Annotated in this window: 8 protein-coding genes; 2 read left to right on the forward strand and 6 right to left on the reverse strand. The window is 60.8% G+C overall.

Annotated features, from left to right (window positions below):
- Window positions 1-370: 370 nt before the first annotated feature.
- A complete protein-coding gene (locus DW796_RS04780; RefSeq protein ID WP_118094440.1) occupies window positions 371-3,367 on the forward strand; it encodes a BTAD domain-containing putative transcriptional regulator in 2,997 nt (998 codons plus the stop codon).
- Between the two features lie 59 nt (window positions 3,368-3,426).
- Here DW796_RS04780 and DW796_RS04785 read toward each other — a convergent pair whose 3' ends face one another.
- The 6 genes from DW796_RS04785 to DW796_RS04810 form a co-directional block, all read right to left on the reverse strand.
- The gene (locus DW796_RS04785) at window positions 3,427-3,726 is read right to left on the reverse strand and encodes a YhbY family RNA-binding protein (RefSeq protein ID WP_117839974.1); all 300 of its coding nucleotides are present in this window, start codon (window positions 3,724-3,726) and stop codon (window positions 3,427-3,429) included.
- Between the two features lie 149 nt (window positions 3,727-3,875).
- Window positions 3,876-4,772, reverse strand: a complete 897-nt coding sequence (locus tag DW796_RS04790) for a methyltransferase domain-containing protein (RefSeq protein ID WP_233539668.1) — start codon at window positions 4,770-4,772, stop codon at window positions 3,876-3,878.
- 318 nt (window positions 4,773-5,090) lie between these two features.
- On the reverse strand, window positions 5,091-6,455 hold the full coding sequence (locus DW796_RS04795; protein WP_035136908.1) for a PFL family protein: 1,365 nt from the start codon (window positions 6,453-6,455) through the stop codon (window positions 5,091-5,093).
- Window positions 6,456-6,563: 108 nt separating this feature from the next.
- A complete protein-coding gene (locus DW796_RS04800) occupies window positions 6,564-9,122 on the reverse strand; it encodes a homocysteine S-methyltransferase family protein (protein WP_187362371.1) in 2,559 nt (852 codons plus the stop codon).
- Between the two features lie 9 nt (window positions 9,123-9,131).
- On the reverse strand, window positions 9,132-9,920 hold the full coding sequence (locus DW796_RS04805; protein WP_118094441.1) for a hypothetical protein: 789 nt from the start codon (window positions 9,918-9,920) through the stop codon (window positions 9,132-9,134).
- The gene (locus DW796_RS04810) at window positions 9,920-10,792 is read right to left on the reverse strand and encodes a methylenetetrahydrofolate reductase (RefSeq protein WP_118094442.1); all 873 of its coding nucleotides are present in this window, start codon (window positions 10,790-10,792) and stop codon (window positions 9,920-9,922) included. Before DW796_RS04810 ends, DW796_RS04805 begins: the two co-directional genes overlap by 1 nt.
- A gap of 426 nt (window positions 10,793-11,218) precedes the next feature.
- On the opposite strand from DW796_RS04810, the gene DW796_RS04815 reads away from it, so the two are divergent.
- Window positions 11,219-13,306, forward strand: a complete 2,088-nt coding sequence (locus tag DW796_RS04815; protein WP_118094443.1) for a glutamine synthetase III — start codon at window positions 11,219-11,221, stop codon at window positions 13,304-13,306.
- Window positions 13,307-13,584 lie beyond the last annotated feature (278 nt).

Below are 13,584 nucleotides of genomic sequence, written 5' to 3' on the forward strand. Positions count from 1 at the left end.
ATGCATGACGAGAACCTTGCCGCATGCTTGACTGGTGGGTTCTAAATCATTCGATTCGTTCTATAGCAGATTCTATGCACATTTACCACCATAGAGTCGCAGGCGGTAGCGAGGAGTAGGCGAGTTGCGCAACTCAAATAAAAACAGCCGACTGCGCTACACTGCAAATGGGATGGGACATGCTGGCAAGCGCATTGACCTGCGCAAAGACCTATTGGTCGGGGGATAAGTTACCATCGGGCCTCGCTGTACAAAAACTTGCCAAATACGTACCGGCAGACAACCAAAAAACTCTATGTCGCGCTATTCACAGGGTGGCTCATATGGTCCTGCAGTTACGGTGTCCATATGGTCGAGTTGAGGAGCAGGCATGAAAAACGATCTGGGCAATACGGACGATCTCGAGCTGATGCCGACGGGCGGCGGCTATATAGTGCGGCGCGATCGCTTGATGAACGAGCTTATCGTTAAAGGGCGCAAGGCGGGAATTGTTTTGCTCTACGCGCCCGACGGGTTTGGTAAGACGTCGGTGTTGCTGCAATACGTGCAGGAGGTTAAATCGGACCCCACGCGAGGGCCGGTTCGGATTATCGAGGCCGACCGCGCGATTGGACGCGAGCTCTTTATGCAGCTCGAGGTTGTCGCCGATGAGCTTAAGGACAAACCTCATTCGCTCGTTGCGATCGACAACGTGCCCAATCTCGAGCAGCACGAAACCGAGGACCTCATCGATCGAATCCGCAGCTTACGTGCTACGGGGACGGGGGTCTTTATTGCCTGCCGTCCTTCCAACCGATTGCTTATCCACGGGCTGGGCGATTCTGTAAAAGTCAATGCGCAGATGCTCAAGGTGCACGCCTATGAGTATTCGTCATGGGCCACGGCCTTCTCGATCAGCACATCGCTTGATTTCTATCGGCTCACACAGGGTGTGCCTGAGCTGGTATCTGCCTTGCAGACGGGAATGTATGGACAGGGCGATGTTGCCGGGTTGCTCGAGAACGAAATCGTCAACGTGTACGGTGCGGCGCTGGCCGATCTCGCATCGCTCGAGAACAACCTGTTGTTTACCGTTGCCTGTTTGATGGTACTGATGGGCGAGGGCCGCATTGCGGAGCTAGAGGCGTGCGGTGTGAGGCTTTCGATGATCGACCAGTCCATCTTTGTGCGCGATTATCCGATTTTTGGCGTGGATCCGTCTGATCGCACCTTTAGGTGTTTGGGCGCTAAGGACAACGCGCGCCTGAGGCTGCGAAAGCTTGTTGCCGAGATCCGTCCCGAACTAGTATCGCGGGCTGCGCGCATTTTGATTAAGGCAGGCCGATGCGATTTGGCCATGGACCTGGCCGATGCGTTCTTGGACCGTCGTGTGGTGTTGGAGCTAGCCGGGCAGTATGGTGCCGATCTTGCCCTGACCGGGCATGGAGGGGACATTTGCCGTGCGGCGTCAGCGATGATCAATGCAGAACAGCAGGAGCAAGAGCTGGCACCCGACGAGGCACTCGGCGTGTATCTGGCGGCTGTCAGCGTGTGCAATACAAAGCTAGCAAGGTATATGGCGTCCGTTATCGAACGTGCGGGTGACCAGGCGGCCCGCGAGGTCGACCCCGCTACCTGGAAAATAGCCCAGGCGCTCACTATCGCCTTTTACGGCGACAATGACCTGGGGCTTCCCGCCAACCCTGTTTTGCAAGAACAGACATCCTGCGAGGTACTCGACATGCTGTCCGCGCATATCGAGGTCAAGCGCCATCTAACCGAGCGAGCGGAAGACGGTGATGTTCTAGCGAAGCCCAAGGTGTGCAAAGTCTACGATTGCGAGCTCGACATCGCGGGGATTCTCATACAGGCCGACCATATGCTGGTGGAACTGTTCGACGGCTCGTTTGCTAAACCCGACGAGCGCGATGACCAGATGGCGCAGATACTCGAGGCGCTCGATATCCGCGGGCTTAAGGCGCCATCCATTTGGCTGCGTATGGTATTGGCAGCGCGGCGCCTGCTCGCGGGCTTGCCCGTGACCGACGATGTGGCATTTGGCGAGCTCGACCGCTTTGCGGTGCGTGTTCGTGACAATCAAATTCAGCTGTTTGGGCTATTGCTGGAGGGCTGGCAATCGCTGGCGGAGGGGCGGCCGGTCAACGCAAAGTTCCGCGCGGTCCAGGTGCTCAAGCTCGCCGACGAATCGATTACGTACATGCGCGAAAACGCGTTGCTGCTGGAGCGCGTGGCGTATCTGCGCAATACGTCGCTGGTATCGGTTCGCGAAGAGGCAGAGCTGCTCGATATTAGCAAGACACGGGTCGGTGGCTCAGAAGCCTGGATCGTGGCACTGCATTTGGCCGCTGCGGGCCGCGATAGCGATCTTGCCGCTTGGATGTCCATGAATCGCTCGGGGATTTTAGACCCATCGTATCGGCTGTTCGCGCGTCTTGCGATGCATTGTCTGGGCGAGCCTGCCGTTAGGATTCGCAAGAAGCTTCCGGTGCGCGAACTGTCGCGGTATTCACTACGCGATGACTTTGAGGGCGAAAGTGAGCATCTATTCCAGGCGGGCGAGGTTGAGGCTGTCGACACCATCGGCCATATTGAGATGCGCATGTTTGGCGTGTTTCGCGCCGAACGCGACGGTTTTCCCATCACGGATAAGATGTGGCGTCGCAAAAAGGCGGCAACGCTTGCCGAACGCCTTGCGCTGGGTATGGATGCCATGGTCGACCGCGAGACAATCGCCATGGAGTTGTGGCCCCATGCCGAGTTTAACGCCGCGCGCAACAATCTGTATTCGACGGTATCGCGCTTGCGCTCGGCTTTGGGTCCAACGCCGGATGGCAAGTCGTGCGTGCTCATCCAAAACGAGTGCATTGGGCTCAATGGCGACTACGTTAAGACCGATGTAAGGCTCTTTGACCAGCTGAGCCGCGAGATTCTGGGAAACCGCATGGGTGCGAGAGGGCCTCACCTGGTTGAGCTGTGTCTTAAGGTTGAGCAGCTCTACGCGGGTCCGCTGTATGTTCCCACCGGTTGCAATCCCACATTCTTTACGCGCATGCGCCACATTGTGCAATCCAAGTACATCGACTGCATGATTAGGGGAGCGAATGCCGCTCTCGAGGAGAATGACCTGCAATCGGCAATTTGGCTCGTGGAATCGGGGCTTCGCCAGGAGACGGCGCGCGAGGACATGGTTCGCTGCGCCATGCGCGTTTACGGCGCGGCGGGACGACGTCGCGATGTCGTTGAGCTGTACAGCGGCCACATACACCACCTGCGAGAGCAGGTTCAAGGCGTGCCCGAGCCTGAGACAAGGCGTCTGTATGAGCGCTTGGTCGAAGGCGGGCTCAAGCGCGTGCTTGTCGAGCGATAAAAAACGGGCGCCCGAATCACTCGGACGCCTGCAGACTTGCTCGGTATGACCAGCTGGTTTTAGACGAGCTTGATCTTCTCGATATCCTTGCGCGAGGACTCGCGATACAGCGAGAACTTGCGTCCGATAACCTGAACGACGTCGGCGTGGCAGCGCTCGGCGAGCTCTTCGGCGGCCTCGCGGGCAGAAAGGCTGGAGCCGTCCAGCACGGAGCACTTAACGAGCTCGTGCTTCTCTAGGTAGGCGACCGTCTGCTCGACGGTGCCCTCGTTGACATCGGACTTACCGATGATGATGGCGGGGTTGAGGTGATGGGCCATGCTGCGAAGCTGCTTGACCTGGGCTCCTGTCAGTGCCATGGGTTCTCGCTTTCTATGTATGGGGCGCCCCTCGATGGGGCCTTAATCTACGTGGGCTGTCCCACGATAGCGCAGGAACGGCGCGGTGTGGAGCGCGTTTGCCCAGTTCGCAAAGAATGCGGATGCCGGGTGGGAAGACGATGCAAACTTTAGATGGGCTGCGGGCGGGGCGCAGAGACCGGCTCCCAGGCGATAAACGCCCATCGGACCTTGCGGATGTGGTCGAGCATGTAGCGTCCCTGCGGTATGCCCTTGGATCCCGGCTCGCCGGCATGGGGGTTCTCGATCATGTGGTGGGCGATATAGTTGCGCAGGCGGTCGATTTTGTCCTCGTTGCCATGCTCGAGCATGCGAGAAAAATCCGCCACGCCCGCCTCGAGACTATCGAAGGTGTCGCGACGGGGCGATTCAAAATACGTGACCTGCGGCAGCGCACCCATCTGAATAAGGATGTTAAAGGCATATACAAATCCGTTGCTGCGGGTAACCGAGGCGCCGATGGCGTTCATCAGGTGCAGGTCATAGCGCGGGCTGGAGTTGGCGACCATCGTGACAGCACAACGCCGACGAGCCGTTCGATCAAGCTTGACAAGTGCCCCCTTCAGGTCGTTCGTAGTAACCGAGCGACTCGCAAAGGCAGCATCTACAGCCTTGGCAACCGGCCCAACCAGATCCCAATCGTCATTCCAAGCAAGCTCAAGCGGTGTAATGCGATCCTTGAGCCCATAGAACTCAATGCCAGCATCAAGCGTGCCCAACATAGCAGGGGAAAAGTCAGCAGCAATCACAGGATGCCCAGCCTGAGCAAGCGGAATAGCAATCGACCCAGCCCCGCACCCCATATCGAGCACCGACTCGCCAGGCTCAAGCGCCAGCAGTTTTATAAAATCCCGAGCATACGGGGCAGTCTCCAGCGGACGAAAATGCCGAGCCCGCTTATCCCACTCAAAAGAATCATCAGCCCGATGCCGATCAGCCTGCAGACGCATCCATTCGCCATTCCAATCAGCAGAAAGAAGCTCAGATTGAATTACACCATCAGCCACGGGCCATCCCCCTCACAACAAAAAAGCGACTCCCCCTCAAAAGAAGAGCCGCAACCAGCATATATCAGAAAGAACCGATCCAACGCCAAACCACCGCATCAACCATGTGGTGCAGGAGCGAAGCAACTGCACCCGGGATGGAACTCAGCCAAGGTTGAGAAGTGCGGGAGCCCCGGGGAGGGCAAATATATAAGGTCGATCGCGAGTTCCGCACGAGCCGGAGAGCACTTAATGTGCTCTCCGTGCGAGTCAGGACTGTCCGAGCAGGCGACCTTATATATTTGCCCTCCCCCGGGACTCCTCGCCAGTCCCCCTCAGCTAGTTCTTCAGCGAATTCAGCGGTGCCGGGAAGCGTCCACCACGGTGGGCGAGCACGGTGCCGGCGTTGGGGTTCACCGGCATGATGGGCGCACGGCCGAACAGGCCGCCGTACTCGACGCAGTCACCCACGCCCTTGCCAATGGCGGGAATCACGCGCACGGCCGTGGTCTTGTTGTTGATGACGCCGATGGCCATCTCGTCGGCGATGATGCCGGCGATGGTCTCGACCGGGGTGTCGCCGGGGATGGCGATCATGTCCAGGCCGACGGAGCACACGCAGGTCATGGCCTCGAGCTTCTCGAGCGAAAGCGCGCCGGCTTCGACGGCGGCGATCATGCCGGCGTCCTCGGACACGGGGATGAAAGCGCCGGAGAGACCGCCCACGCTGGAGCTGGCCATGACGCCGCCCTTCTTGACGGCATCGTTGAGCATGGCGAGCGCGCAGGTCGTGCCCGGGCCACCGCAGGTGCCCACGCCGATGATCTCGAGGATGCGCGCGACGGAGTCGCCGATGGCAGGCGTGGGAGCCAGCGACAGGTCGACGATGCCCTTCTCGACACCCAGGCGATGGGCGGCCTCGCGGCTCATGAGCTCGCCGGCACGGGTGATCTTAAAGGCGGTCTGCTTAATCTTTTCGGCGACTTCCATCATCGATGCGGAATCGGGCAGCGTCTCCAGGGCTGCGGCCATAACGCCGGGGCCCGAGACGCCTACGTTGATGACGGCGTCGGCCTCGCCACCGCCGTGGACGGCGCCCGCCATAAACGGGGAGTCCTCGACCATGTTAGCAAAGCAGACAAACTTGGAAGCGCCGACGGAATCCTGGTCGGCCGTGAGTTTAGCGGCATCGATGATGGTCTGGGCGGCCATAAGCACGGCGTCCATGTTGATGCCGGCGCGCAGGCTGGCGACGTTGACACTGGAGCAGACACGGCTCGTGGTGGCGAGCGCCTGGGGGATGGACTGGATGACGCGGCGGTCGGCGTCGCCGATGCCCTTCTGGACGAGTGCGGAGAAGCCGCCCAGGTAATCGATGCCGAGCGTTTCGGCCGCGCGGTCGAGGGCATGCGCGATGGGGGTGAGGTCCTCATCCTTGCAGCATGCGGCGATCTGTGCCACCGGGGTGACGGAAACGCGCTTGTTGACGATGGGGATACCGTACTCGCGCTCGAGGTTCTCGGCGGTCTCGACCAGATGCTCAGCCGTGTGCGTCACGTGGTCGTAGATCTTCGTGCACATGCGGTCGAGGTTCTCGTCACCGCAACCCATGAGCGAAACACCCATGGTGATGGTCCTGATGTCGAGGTTCTGCTCCTCAACCATGCCGCGGGTTTCCGCGATTTCTGCGGGCGTGATCGCCATCCTTGCGCTCCTATCTGCCAAAACGAGCATAGTCTTATCTATTCTAACGTGCCGCACGTGCCAAGTGGCGCATGCGGCACGTTTTGGTGCTCGGTTGTTTCCGTTGTGTTACTGCCCAAAGACCTCTTCGGCGATGCGCGCGCTTTCGGCGGCATCCTTGGCGTAGTAGTCCGCGCCGATCTGCTTGGCGTATTCGGGGGTGAGCACGGCGCCGCCCACGATGATCTTGACGCCCGGAACCTCGGCATGGAGCAGCTTGATGGTCTCCTCCATGGCGACGACGGTGGTGGTCATAAGCGCCGAGAGGCCGACGAGTTTGATATCGCGCTCCTTGACGGTCTTGAGTACCTCCTGCGGATCGACGTCGCGGCCCAGGTCAAAGACGGTGTAGCCGTAGTTGTCGAGCAGCATTTTGACGATGTTCTTGCCGATATCGTGGATGTCGCCCTTGACGGTGGCCACGCAGATCTTGCCCTTGTCGGCAATCTCGCCGGCGGGCATCAGGCGCTTAATGGTGTCGAAGCCCACGCGTGCGGCCTCGGCCGAGGCCATGAGCTGCGGCAAGAAGAACTTGCCCTGGTCAAAGAGGACGCCCACCTCGTCGAGGGCGGGGATAAAGTGATTGTTGATGAGGTCCATGGCGTCGTGGTCTGCTAGCAGACGCTCGGTCTCGGCAGCGATCTCGCCTTTGCGGCCCGAGACGACCATGTGGCGGATGGGGTCGTCGTTGCCGTCGGTGCTGGTGACACCAGCGGCGGGCACGGTGTCGGTCGATGCGGCCTGAGCTGCTGCCGGGTTGGCGGCGATCTTGTACGGATCGGTCCAGCCGGCATAGCGCTCGATGTATCCGGTCGAGCCCTCGTCCTCAACGCTCAGGACGCGATAGCTGTAGACGGTGTCCATAAAGCGCTTGGAGCCCGGGTTCATGATGGGGGCGTCCAGGCCCGCGCCGAAGGCGGCAGCCAAAAAGACCGAGCCCAGCAGCGGGCGGGCGGGCAGGCCAAAGCTGATGTTCGACACGCCAAGCGCGCATTTGACGCCCAGGCGCTCCTTGCACAGGGACATGGCGCGCAGAATCTGCTCGGCCTGGCGTTGATTGGTCGAGGCGGTCATGACCAGGCAGTCGATGAGGATGCGGTCCGGGCCGATGCCGTAGCGGGCGGCCTCGGCCACGATGCGCTCGGCGATGGCGAAGCGGGCCTCGGCGGTATCGGGGATGCCGCCTTCGTCGAGCGTAAGGCCGACGACGTTGGTGCCGTAGTGGGCAACCAACGGAAAGATCTCATCCATGATCTGTTGCTTGCCGTTGACCGAGTTGATGATGGGCTTGCCGGCGTAGCGGCGTACGGCGGCCTCGACGGCGGCGGGATCGGTGGAGTCGATCTGCAGCGGCAACAGCGTGGAGCCTTGGAGCTGCTCGGTCGCCTGCTGGATAATCTTGACCTCGTCGATCTCGGGCAGGCCCACGTTAACGTCCAAGATGTCGGCGCCCTGTTCTTGCTGGCTGATGCCCTGGCTCACGACGTAGTCCAGGTCGCCGTCGCGCAGGGCCTGCTGCAGGCGCTTTTTGCCGGTGGGATTGATGCGCTCGCCGATGACGGCAATCTTGTGGCCGTCGCAGGGGAGGTCCACCACGGTCTGGGCGCTTGTGACCGACATGCTGGGCTTGCGGTGGCGCGGACTGGGCGTGTGGTTATCGATAAGCGTGCGCAAGGCGGCCATGTGCGCCGGCGTGGTGCCGCAGCAGCCGCCCACGACGCTCACGCCGTCCTCAATCATGCCGGCGACGGCCTCGGCGTATTCGGGTGCCTGGATATCAAAGACGGTATTGCCGTCATCGTCCACGCGGGGCAGTCCCGCATTGGCCTGCACCATAACGGGCTTGTCCGTAACGGTGAGCATACGCGCGGCGAGTCCTCGGAGCTCGGCCGGGCCCTGGCTGCAGTTGATGCCCAAAACGTCGGCGCCGATGGCGTCGAGGGTGATGGCGGCGACCTCGGGGCTCGTGCCCAAGAAGGTGCGGCCGTCTTCCTCAAAGGTCATGGTGGCAAAGACGGGCAAGTCGGAATTCTCGCGGCAGGCGAGGACTGCCGCCTTGATCTCGGCCAGGTCGGTCATAGTCTCGATAATAAAGAGGTCCACACCCGCGGCGACGCCAGAGCGCACCTCCTCGGCAAAGAGGTCGTAGGCCTCGTCGAAGCTGAGGGTACCCAAGGGGCGCAGCAGCGCGCCGATGGGGCCGATATCGCCGGCGACGTAGTGGGCACCGGCTGCGCGGGCGCAGGCGACAGCGGCGGCAAAGACATCTGCCACGGTGGCGGTACCGTCGAGCTTGTGGGCGTTGGCGCCAAAGGTATTGGCGGTGATCACGTCGCAGCCGGCCTCGACGTACTGTCGCTGAATGTCGGTAATGACCTGGGGCTCCTCAAAGTTGAGCAGCTCGGGCAGGGCTCCGGCCTTCATGCCGGCCGCCTGCAGCATGGTGCCCATGCCGCCGTCGAACAGCAGATGCCCCGTGCCCTCGATGGCCGCACGCAGGCGATCGTCCTTAATGCGCAGATCGTCGATCGTGCGCGTCTTGTACGTGGCACCGTTGCGACGTGCGGCATCAACGGGTGCCGCCAATGCAGTGCCGTCAGAATCATGAGTGATAAGCGGAGTAAACATCGAGGGCTCCTAATGGCTGGAATAGCAGGTGGTGTGGGCGGCGCGGAAGCGACAGTGCTCGCGCATGCGGCAGATATTGCAGGTGGGGCGGCTCTGGGCGTCGTGGACCTCGCCGTCGAACAGACCGATCACCGCGGTCACGCTCTTGGTGGGCATGAGCAGGCTGGTGGGCGTGACGGTAAGCCCGATGAGCCGCGTGGCGTTGAGCGCGTCCACGATTGAGCGCTGTGCCGTAAGCGGGCAGTCGCCGTAGCCGGGACTGAAGCGCCAGTTGCCGGCGAGTCCGTGTGCGGCGGCCGCAGCCTTGACCTGCTGGTCCATCTGCTCGACGGCGGCTTCTACATAGGCAGAGCATGCGGCGTCGAGCACGGCTCCCTCCAGGGGCTGCTGGGCTCCCGTGGTGCGCAGGCGACGCTCGGCGTCCATGCCGAGGGTGCATGCCATGAGCGCGGCAAAGCGGGCATCTTTGAGATGTCGATAGATATCGCGACCTCGCAGCTCAACATTGGTGCCGACCAGGCGGATGCTGGGCTCTCCCTGCTCGTCCACGCCCGTGGCATCGACGGCAAACACGCGGCGCACGCCACGGGGCTCAATGTCCAGTTCCAGACGTTCAACGACAAGCTCAATACGTCGTGACAGTTCGGGCTCAATCTGCTGACCGCCGTAACCCAGATACCGCAGCATCTCGGCACGGTCGACACGGGGATGGTGCGCAGCATCGACACGGTAAAGCGCCGGCGACGCAAGGTCGGCCGGCACTTCGACAGCGGTTGTATCGATGTACGGTTTTTCCATTACCCTAGGCGCTCCATAATGGTCGCGGCGATCGCAGGACGGTTCATAGTGTACAGGTGCAGGCCGTCGGCGCCGTGCTCCTTGAGGTCGCAAAGCTGGCGGGCGGCATAATCTACACCGGCTGCCTGCAGGCTCTCGGGGTCGTTCTCGTACTTGGCAAGAATCTTGATGACGGGGGAGGGCAGCGACGCGCCGCACATAAAGACCATGCGGCTGATCTGCGACTTGCCCATAAACGGCATGATGCCCGCGGTAATGGGCACGGTGATGCCGGCCTTGTCGGCAAGCTCACGGAAGCGGTAGAAGCACTCGTTATCAAAGAAGAGCTGCGTCACAAAGAAGCTCGCGCCGGCGTCCTGTTTTTGCTTGAGGTGTTCGACCGAGAGGTTGAGATCCTCACAGGCAATGTGGCCCTCGGGGTAGGCTGCGGCGCCCACGCAAAAGCCGGCGTCGACGAGCTCGGGGATGAGGTCGCGGGCGTAGGCGTAGTCCGAGGCGGGCTTGTCGTCCTCGGTCGCGCCGGCAGGGAGATCGCCACGCAGGGCCAGGATGTTTTCCACGCCGGCCGAGCGATACTCGTCGATCTTGGTGGCGATATCGGCGTGCGACCGGCCCACGCAGGTAAGGTGTGCCACCGAGGGTGTATCGAATTCGCTCGTAATCATATGCGCGATGGGAGCGGTGGTGGCACCGTTGCCCGAGCCGCCGGCCGAGCAGGTGACCGAGACAAAGCTCGGCGAAAGCTTGCACAGATTGCCTGCCACTTCGCGAGCCGTGTCGAGGGTCAGCTCGCCCTTGGGCGGGAACATCTCAAACGAAATGGGCGCGGTGCCCTGGGATGCTGCCTGCTTAAAAACCTCGTCGACGCGCATATCGTGCTCCTCTAGATACGTAATAGTGTGATGTGTTGTAAGGATTCTACAGCACCACTGTGTCACGGTGGAGTTTCACTCGTTATTTGAGGATACCAATCAAAGATGCCTTGCTATCGGCATTCCCTATAGCAGAGCGGTCAATCTAGGATGGGGCTATAAAGACTGGTATCTGATGCGAAATACCAGTTAATAGAGCCCCATCCCAAATTGACTACCCTTAAACCATGGGGAGAGGTCTGCAATTTATACAGTTGATTGGCTGTTGAGGGCGGCAACGCCGCCGCGATGCGGTAACCTCATTGATTGGTTTCGTGACAGCAACATAACGGTAATGTTGCGGAAACACGACGAGCCTAATCTATGACTCGTTCGTTAGTAATCAACACCGCTTCTCACGCGGTGCCGATACGAAGGGAGTTCCGTATGGCCGAACTTACTGACCGCTTCGGGACCATGGTGTTCTCTGAGGAAGTCATGAAGGACTACCTCCCCAAGGACATTTGGAAGCGCCTTGCTGCAACCCTCGAGGACGGTGAGCCGCTCGACCTGGATGTGGCCAACGCCGTTGCCCACGCCATGAAGGTCTGGGCCATCTCCAAGGGCGCGACGCACTACGCGCACTGGTTCCAGCCGCTTTCGGGCATTACTTCCGAGAAGCACGACAGCTTCCTCGAGCCCAACCACGACGGCACCGCCATTACCAAGTTTACGGGCAAGAACCTCATCCAGGGCGAGCCGGACGCCTCCAGCTTCCCCAACGGCGGCCTGCGTGCCACCTTCGAGGCCCGTGGCTACACCGCTTGGGATCCCACCAGCCCCGCCTTTATCAAGGACGATGTCCTGTGCATCCCCACGGCTTTTTGCTCCTACACGGGCGAGGCCCTGGACAAGAAGACCCCGCTGCTGCGCTCCATGACCGCACTCTCGCGTGAGTCCAAGCGCGTTTTGGCGCTGTTTGGTAAGACCCCCAAGAAGGTCGTTCCTTCCGTGGGCGATGAGCAGGAGTACTTCCTGATCAAGAAGGACGCTTACCGCAAGCGCAGGGACCTGGTCATCACCGGGCGCACCCTCTTTGGTGCTGCTCCCTGCAAGGGCCAGGAGCTCGAGGAGCACTACTTTGGCGCTATCCGCCCCACCGTCTCGTCCTATATGAAGGACCTGGACGATGAACTGTGGGCGCTTGGCATTCCTGCCAAGACCAAGCACAACGAGGTCGCTCCCTGCCAGCATGAGCTCGCCCCTGTCTACGGCGAGGTCAACGAGGCCATCGACCAGAATCTGGTCATGATGGAGAAGATGAAGCTCATCGCCTCCCGTCACGACTTGGTCTGCCTGCTGCACGAGAAGCCCTTTGAGGGCATCAACGGTTCGGGCAAGCACAACAACTGGTCGCTTGGCACCGAGTCCGAGAACCTGCTCGACCCGGGCGACACCCCGCTCGACAACCTGCAGTTCATCGTCTTCCTCACCGCGGTGATCGAGGCCGTCGATAACTATCAGGAACTCCTGCGTGCCTCCGTTGCCTCGGCCGGCAACGATCATCGTCTGGGCGCCAACGAGGCTCCTCCGGCGATTATGTCCATCTTCCTGGGCGACCAGCTCACCGAGGTCGTCGAGAAGATCATCGATGGCAAGGCTTCCGTCCATGCCACGCGCGGCGTGCTTGACCTAGGCGCCGATACCCTGCCCAAGCTGATGCAGGACAACACCGACCGCAACCGTACCTCCCCGTTCGCCTTCACCGGCAACAAGTTCGAGTTCCGTGCCTGCGGCTCCGAGCAGAACGTCTCCGACTCCAACCTGGTGCTCGATGCTGCCGTGGCCAAGTCGCTCAAGTCTTTCGCCGACGCACTCGAGGGTACGCCCGAGGATAAGTTCCAGGACGCCGCGCTCGAGTACTGCAAGAAGGTGCTGACCGATCACCAGCGCATCCTGTTCTCCGGCGACGGTTACTCCGAGGAGTGGCCCGTCGAGGCCGAGAAGCGAGGCCTCGCCAACAACAAGACCACGGCCGATGCTCTGCCCGCCTTTGTTTCCGATAAGGCCATCGCGCTCTTTGAGGAGACGGGCGTTCTGACCCGCGCCGAGGCCCAGTGCCGCTACGACTGCAAGCTCGAGAAGTACAACAAGCTCATGAACATCGAGGCCACCACGATGATTCGCGAGGCACGTCGTACCTATCGTCCGGTCATCACCGCCTATGCCACCAAGGTCGCTAAGGGCCTGGAGACAATCCGCGCCGCCGGTGCCGACGCTGCCATGCAGTGCGAGCAGAACACGCTCAACAAGCTCTGCAACGGCATCACCGCCATCAACGATTCCATCAAGGCTCTCGATGCCGTGCACCAGAAGGCCGAGACCCTCGATGGCCAGGAGCAGGCCAACGTGTACGCGCACGAGGTTGTTCCCGCTATGGATACGCTGCGCGCTGCCGTGGACGCCATGGAGGAGATCGTGGCCGCCGACTACTGGCCGGTCCCGACCTACGACGACATCCTGTTCTACGTGTAGAGCGTAACCGACATATCGTCATGGTATTGAGCCGGGGTCCGCATCGCGCGGGCCCCGGCTTTTTGTTTGCGAGGGACGCTTTGGAGCCCGTTTTGCAACTGATTCGTCCACGCAATAAGGGGTCGTGGGCAAAAAACGTCAAATATGAGTACTGTCACAAGCCTTGTAGCATTATTTTTTTGCAAAAAATGCAGTATTACGCAACATATGTCCAAGTACTTGGTGGCGCGCAGACGTGGTGTAAGAGCGTCCCGAGGTCCGTCGCTGCAAGTCCCGAT

The organism is Collinsella sp. AM31-2AC (genome assembly GCF_003469285.1).
Lineage (GTDB): Bacteria > Actinomycetota > Coriobacteriia > Coriobacteriales > Coriobacteriaceae > Collinsella > Collinsella aerofaciens_AT.

Coding starts and splice junctions, on each gene's coding strand:
- DW796_RS04780 (WP_118094440.1), top strand. CDS start 371: ATGAAAAACGATCTGGGCAATACGGACGATCTCGAGCTGATGCCGACG.
- DW796_RS04785 (WP_117839974.1), bottom strand. CDS start 3,726: ATGGCACTGACAGGAGCCCAGGTCAAGCAGCTTCGCAGCATGGCCCAT.
- DW796_RS04795 (WP_035136908.1), bottom strand. CDS start 6,455: ATGGCGATCACGCCCGCAGAAATCGCGGAAACCCGCGGCATGGTTGAG.
- DW796_RS04800 (WP_187362371.1), bottom strand. CDS start 9,122: ATGTTTACTCCGCTTATCACTCATGATTCTGACGGCACTGCATTGGCG.
- DW796_RS04805 (WP_118094441.1), bottom strand. CDS start 9,920: ATGGAAAAACCGTACATCGATACAACCGCTGTCGAAGTGCCGGCCGAC.
- DW796_RS04810 (WP_118094442.1), bottom strand. CDS start 10,792: ATGCGCGTCGACGAGGTTTTTAAGCAGGCAGCATCCCAGGGCACCGCG.
- DW796_RS04815 (WP_118094443.1), top strand. CDS start 11,219: ATGGCCGAACTTACTGACCGCTTCGGGACCATGGTGTTCTCTGAGGAA.